The sequence below is a fragment of the Pseudoxanthomonas sp. USHLN014 genome (genome assembly GCF_037153335.1).
GTDB lineage: Bacteria > Pseudomonadota > Gammaproteobacteria > Xanthomonadales > Xanthomonadaceae > Pseudoxanthomonas_A > Pseudoxanthomonas_A winnipegensis.
Map to the genome: position 1 here is coordinate 109,212 of NZ_JBBCKO010000012.1, position 6,222 is coordinate 115,433.

A 6,222-nucleotide genomic window follows, 5' to 3' on the forward strand; every position below is an offset into this window, starting at 1 on the left:
ACATCGGCACCGGGGCCGGGCGTAGGATCCGCCGGCGTCACCCATCTTCCCTTCGGAGAGCTACGCCATGACCCGTTCGATCCTGCTGGCCTGCGCGCTGCTGGCCGGCGCCGTGAGCGCCCACGCCCTTGCCGCGCAGTCCAGTTCCCAGACCCGCATGGCCGAGTGCTCGGCCCAGAACAAGGGCAAGAAGGGCGAGGAGTACAAGGCGGCGCAGAAGGCCTGCCTGAGCGCCAAGCCGGCCGCCGCCGCCACGCCGCAGGAGCGCATGAAGTCCTGCAACGCCGACGCCTCGGCCAAGAAGCTCGCCGGTGACGCGCGCAAGACCTTCATATCCAGCTGTCTCAAGAAGAGCTGAGCGCTCGCGCCCAAGCGGCGCGGACACCGCAGGCGCATCGTCCCGGCAATCGCAGGGACGATGCGAACTCAGTGTGGGAGCAACTGTCTCCTCAAATCTCGCAGCGGCCCACCTGTAGAGCGGAGCTTGTGGCAATCCCCTCTTGGGGACTCCGCTGCTCTTCGTTCGGCTCGTGGGGAAGGCCCCAGCCCCGCCTGTAGAGCGGAGCTTGCTCCGCTGCTCTGCGTTCGGTTCGTGGGGAAGGCCCCAGCCCCGCTTGTAGAGCGGAGCTTGCTCCGCTGCTCTTCGTTCGGCTCGTGGGGAAGGCTCCAGCCCCGCTTGTAGAGCGGAGCTTGCTCCGCTGCTCTTCGTTCGGCTCGTGGGGAAGGCCCCAGCGGAGCAAGCTCCGCTCTACAAGGGGGGGCCAAACAACTCCCATCCATGTAGCTGGGGCTCCCACCGGGAGCGCCCGCTGGCGGCTCAGGCCGCCAGCGGCCTGGCGTGGAGCTCGGCCACCTCGTGCGTCGTGCCGAAACGGCCCTGCGCGTCGCGGGTGACCTGGGCCAGGGCACAGTCGGTGTCGTGGGTGAAGAACAGCCGCACCCCGCGCGCCAGCGCATCGTCCAGGAAGGCGCGCTTCTCGTCGATCAGCAGCTCGGCATTGCGGTCGTAGCCCATCGTGATCGGCACGTGCACCCAGAAGCGCCCCGGGATCAGGTCGGCGCAGAACGCCACCCCGCCGTGCGCCTGCCCCTGCGCATCGCGCTGCGGCCCGACGATCTCCGACAGCATCAGCCCCGGCGTGTGGCCGTCGCTGAAGGTGAAGCGCACCGCCTCGCCAAGCGCCCGCGCATGCGGGCCCTCCACCAGCTCCAGCCGGCCGCTGGCTTCCAGCAGCCCGGGCAGCTCGGGGATGAAGCTGGCCCGGTCGCGCGGATGCGGCGCCCGCGCCCGCTGCCAGTGCGCCGCGCCGACCACGAAGGTCGCTTTGGGAAACAGCAGCGCCTGCGCCTGGCCTTCCTGCCACGGCGCCAGCAGGCCGCCGGCATGGTCGAAGTGCAGGTGGCTCAGCACCACCACGTCGATGTCCTCGTGCGAGAAGCCGGCGCGCGCCAGGGAGTCGAGCAGCACATGCTCCGACTCGACCACGCCGTAGCGCTCGCGCAGTTTCGGCTCGAAGAACGCGCCGATGCCGGTCTCGAACAGCACCGTCCTGCCGTCGAGATCCTCGACCAGCAGCGCGCGGCAGGCCAGGGCAATGCGGTTGCCCGCATCGGGCTCCACCCAGCGCGCCCACAGCGCGCGCGGCGCGTTGCCGAACATCGCCCCGCCATCGAGCTTCTGCGAATTGCCCAGGATCGACCAGAGTTTCATGCCTTGCCTCCTCCCGAAGGCTGTATTGCGCGGCGCCTTGCGCGCCGGAAGCGAAGAAGGCGACGCAGCCGCGTCGCCTTCCTCATCGCACGACGTTACCGATCTTCAGGGCGTCGTCGTGGTCAGGATCTCCGCGGCGCCGACCGGATTACGCGGGTCGCTGCCGCCGCTGAGGGTGTTGGTCTTGCGATCCCATTCCACCGTCTGCAGGTTGCCCCAGACGTGGCTGGAGCCGCGACCGCCGGCGGCCTCGTCGCCGGGCTGTTCGACCTTGTGGCCCATCGCCTCCAGCGCCTTGATCGTCTCCGGCGAGAAGGTGCCGGTCTCGGCGTCGATGACGTCCGGCAGCCACTGGTGGTGGTAGCGCGGCAGCGCGGCGACCTGCTGCGCGCTCAGCCCATCGTCGTAGCCCAGGATGCCCAGCAGCACCATGGTGATGATGCGGCTGCCGCCCGGCGTGCCGAGCACGATGGTCTTGTCGGCGTTCTCCATGAAGGTCGGCGTCATCGAGCTCAAGGGGCGCTTGCCCGGCTTGGGCGCGTTGGCCTCGTAGCCCATCACGCCGAAGGCGTTGGGCGTGCCGGGCTTGAGCGCGAAGTCGTCCATCTCGTCGTTGAGCAGCACGCCGGTGCCCTTGGGGATCAGGCCCGAGCCGTACAGCAGGTTGACCGTCTGGGTCGCGCCGACGCGGTTGCCCTGGGCGTCGATGATCGAGAAGTGCGTGGTCTCGTCGTCTTCCAGCGGCGTCGGGTTGCCCGAGAGCAGATCGCTCGGCGTGGCCTTGTCCGGGTTGATGGTCGAACGCAGCCCCAGCGCGTAGTCCTTGCTCAGCAGGACCTTCTGCGGAATGGTGGTGAAGTCCGGATCGCCCAGGAAGAAGGTGCGGTCGCGGTAGGCGCGGCGCATGGCCTCGACCACCAGGTGGGCGCGGTGGGCCGGGTCCATCGCCTTGAGGTCGTAGCCCTCGACGATCTGCAGCATCTCGGCCAGCGCGATGCCGCCGGAGGACGGCGGCGGCACGGTGGTGATCTTCCAGCCCTTGTAGTCGAACTGGATCGGCGCGCGCGTCTTGACCTGGTAGCCGGCCAGTTCCTGCGCCGTCCACTGGCCGCCGGCGGCCTTGACCCCGGCCAGCAGCTTCTTGGCCGTCTCGCCCTTGTAGAAGCCGTCGCGGCCCTTCTCGGCCAGCAGGGTCAGGGTGTGGGCCAGTTCGGGCTGCTTGAAGATCTCACCGGTCTGGATCGGCTTGCCGCCGCGCAGATAGACCTCGCGCGTGCCGGGGTACTTCTCCATCTCCTTGGCGCGCTGGGCATAGCCGCGGGCCATGCGGTCATAGACCGGGAAGCCCTCGGTGGCGATGCGGATGGCCGGCGCCAGCGACTGCTTGAGCGGCAGCTTGCCGTGCTTCTCGGCCAGTTCCACCAGCGCCGCCGGCAGGCCGGGGATGCCGGCAGACCAGGGGCCGTTGATCGACTTGGACTGGTCGAGCTTGCCGTTCTTGTCCAGGTACTTGTCCGGCGAGGCAGACTCGGGCGCGGTCTCGCGCGCGTCGATCATCGTGTCCTGGCCCGTGGCCGCGTCGTGCAGCAGGAAGAAGCCGCCGCCGCCCAGCCCCGAGCTGATCGGCTCGACCACGCCCAGCGTGGAGGACACCGCCACTGCCGCGTCGAAGGCATTGCCGCCCTGGCGGATGATCTCCAGGCCGGCCTCGGTGGCCAGCTTGTGGCCCGAGGCGATCGCCGCGCCGGGAGGATGGGTGGCCTGCTGCGCACTGGCAGCGACCGGCAAGAGGACCGTCAGGGCGACGGCGAACAGGCTCGAACGTTTCACGCGCTCTCCAAAGGGTTGAGGAATCGGATCATTCACCCTGCAGGCGCTGGAGCTTGGCCAGCAGGTCCTCCCGGCTTTCAGGATACGCCGGGTCGGGATCGATGCACTCCACCGGGCACACGACCACGCACTGCGGCTCGTCGAAATGGCCCACGCATTCGGTGCAGCGCGCCGGGTCGATGACATAGATCTCCTCGCCCATCGCGATGGCCTGATTGGGACAGGCCGGCTCGCAGACGTCGCAGTTGACGCACAGGGAGTTGATCTTCAGCGACATGGAAGGCGATGGGGCGCGGCGGGCACGCAGCGAAGGGGAGCCCGCATTATCGCCCAGGTCCGCCCCCAGGCCGCGCCGCGGACCGCAGTGCACCGTCCCGCTGACGACACGCTGCCAGGGCTCCGCCCCTCCCCTTGCGAAGCAGGGGGAGGCCGGGAGGGGGTTGGCTCAGGTCGCGACCCGTTTCGGCACAGGCACGAAAAACAACCGCAAAGGCAAAAGCTGGATTCCCGCCTTCGCGGGAATGACGAAATGGGTGTTCCCGCCGTCGTGACGAACTTGCACGCCGGCCCGCCACGCTCCGCCAGCCCGCCCCTTCAACCCTCAGCTCACAAAGCTCCGCCCTCCCCTTGCGAAGCAGGGGGAGGCTGGGAGGGGGTTGGCTCAGATCGCGGCCCGCTCGAACGCAAGCACTCAGAACAACCGCAAAGGCAACGCTGGAGCCGCGCTTTGGCGCCGACGACGGCACCCATGCCCCGCCAAAAAGCAAAAGAGGAGGCATCGCCTCCTCCGCTACCGAAAAACGCGGCCGTGCCAGGCACGGCCGCGCCATGAGGTCACTTCGCCTCGACGAACACGTAATCCGCGCCGGACGGCGCCACCGCCGCCTTGACGCGGTCGTTGTCGGCCGCGGCGCCGACGAACAGCACGCGCGCGCCCTTGAACGAGCCGGCCGCAGCCTTGCCGAAGGAGGCCACGATCAGGTCGGCCATCTTGGCGCTGACCGGCGAACCGAAGGCCACCATGTTGCCGGAGGTCACGCCGCGCTGGGCGGCATTGCTGACCTGCTCGGCCAAGCGGTCGTACTTGCCCTGGAAGTCCGGGTCGGTCTCGGCCGGCAGGTAATACATGATCGGCGGGTTGGAGATGTTGCCCATGTTGCGCGGCACGACGTCCTGCAGGTACTTCTTCCACGCGGCATCGTCGCTGGTGGTCGGCGCGGTCATCGCGGCGGCCTCGGCCGGCTGCGCGGGCGCGTCTTCCTTCTTGCACGCGGCCAGGGTCAGGCTCATGCCCAGGCAGGCGGCCAGGAGCAGGCGGTTGGTGGACTTCATGGTGCAGCCTCCGGTTGGATCGTTCGGTTCAAGGGGCGGGGGAAAGCGAAGCGCGGCGCACGTCCTGCAGCGCCTTGGCGACCGAGGCCGGCACGAAGCCGGACACGTCGCCGCCCAGGCGCGCCACTTCGCGCACCAGGGTCGAAGAAATGAAGCCGTATTGCTCGGCTGGGGTCATGAACAGCGTTTCCACGTCGGGAATCAGATGCCGGTTCATGCTGGCCATCTGGAATTCGTACTCGAAGTCGGACACCGCGCGCAGCCCGCGCAGCAGCACCCGGCCACCGACCTGGGCGACGAAATCGGCCAGCAGGCTGTCGAAGCCGATCACCTCCACGTGCCGGTGATGGGCCGTGGCGGCGCGCGCCAGTTCCACGCGCTGCTCCAGCGGCAGCGCCGGCCCTTTCTTCTGGCTGGCGGCCACGCCGATGACCAGGCGCTCGAACAGCGGCGCGGCCCGGTCGATCAGGTCCAGGTGACCGTTGGTGATCGGATCGAAGGTGCCCGGATAGACCGCCGTCCGGATGGGCGACACGCTCATGCTGCAAAACCCGTGGAAATTCGCGGGCCGAGTGTAGCAGCGCTCCTTTCAGCCCGGCGCACGCGCCAGCGCATAGCGCACTTGGCGGGTCTGGCCCTCGCGATGCAGGACGAAGCCGGGCGGCAGCGCCGGCGCCTGCTCGAGCGGGGCCTCCAGGTACAACCAGGCGTCGGGCGCGAGCAGCCGTGGCAGGCGTTCCAGCACGCGCGCATGCAGCCCGTCGGCGAACGGCGGGTCGAGAAAGGCGATCTGGAAGCCCCCATCCGGCTGCCCCTCCAGCCAGGCCAGCGCGTCGCCCTGCACCACCTGGGCGATGTCGTCGGCTTGCAGTCTTGTCACCGTCTGCGCCAGCTGGCGGGCCGCGGTCGGGTCGCGTTCGACCAGCACCGCGCCGGCCGCCCCGCGCGAGAGCGCCTCCAGCCCCAGCGCGCCGGTGCCGGCGAACAGGTCCAGCACCCGCGCCCCGGCCAGCTGCCCGGTCAGCCAGTTGAACAGGGTCTCGCGCACCCGGTCGCTGCTGGGCCGCAGGCCGGCCACGTCCGGCACCGCCAGGCGCGTGTTGCGCCAGCGCCCACCGACGATGCGCACCTGGCCGGCGCCGGCGTTGCGGGACGAGGGAGAGGGCGGTCGGGACATGGCGCGGCGCGGACGACGGGGCTGGCGATGATGGGGAAAACCGGGGCCGGAGTGCAATTTCGCCCACTGGCCTTGTTCCTGTGGGAGCCGCCATGGCGGCGCTGGGGCAGTACCCGGAGCGCCCCCCCGCCCCCCAGGCCGCACCCCCACAAAGCCGCCCCCCCAACCCCCC

At 69.7% G+C, this 6,222-nt stretch carries 6 protein-coding genes and 1 pseudogene; 1 reads left to right on the top strand and 6 read right to left on the bottom strand.

Annotation, left to right across the window (positions count from 1 at the left end; all coding sequences use genetic code 11):
- Positions 1-67: 67 nt before the first annotated feature.
- Positions 68-358 (top strand): PsiF family protein, encoded by a 291-nt coding sequence (locus tag WFQ05_RS18420; protein WP_337054858.1) that lies wholly within the window; start codon positions 68-70, stop codon positions 356-358.
- A 459-nt stretch (positions 359-817) separates the two neighbouring features.
- On the opposite strand, the gene WFQ05_RS18425 is transcribed toward WFQ05_RS18420, so the two are convergent.
- From WFQ05_RS18425 to rsmD, 6 genes and pseudogenes are all read right to left on the bottom strand, one after another.
- The gene (locus tag WFQ05_RS18425) at positions 818-1,711 is read right to left on the bottom strand and encodes an MBL fold metallo-hydrolase (protein ID WP_337054859.1); all 894 of its coding nucleotides are present in this window, start codon (positions 1,709-1,711) and stop codon (positions 818-820) included.
- Between the two features lie 105 nt (positions 1,712-1,816).
- Positions 1,817-3,466, bottom strand: a pseudogene (gene ggt, locus WFQ05_RS18430) (gamma-glutamyltransferase); the annotation flags it as partial.
- Positions 3,467-3,569: 103 nt separating this feature from the next.
- Positions 3,570-3,818: a YfhL family 4Fe-4S dicluster ferredoxin gene (locus tag WFQ05_RS18435; protein WP_130521133.1), complete on the bottom strand. Its 249-nt coding sequence runs from the start codon at positions 3,816-3,818 to the stop codon at positions 3,570-3,572.
- Between the two features lie 557 nt (positions 3,819-4,375).
- Positions 4,376-4,873: a hypothetical protein gene (locus WFQ05_RS18440; RefSeq protein ID WP_130521157.1), complete on the bottom strand. Its 498-nt coding sequence runs from the start codon at positions 4,871-4,873 to the stop codon at positions 4,376-4,378.
- 28 nt (positions 4,874-4,901) lie between these two features.
- Complete coding sequence (gene coaD, locus WFQ05_RS18445; protein ID WP_130521159.1) at positions 4,902-5,414, bottom strand: pantetheine-phosphate adenylyltransferase; 513 nt, start codon at positions 5,412-5,414, stop codon at positions 4,902-4,904.
- Between the two features lie 48 nt (positions 5,415-5,462).
- On the bottom strand, positions 5,463-6,050 hold the full coding sequence (rsmD, locus tag WFQ05_RS18450; protein WP_337054860.1) for a 16S rRNA (guanine(966)-N(2))-methyltransferase RsmD: 588 nt from the start codon (positions 6,048-6,050) through the stop codon (positions 5,463-5,465).
- Positions 6,051-6,222 lie beyond the last annotated feature (172 nt).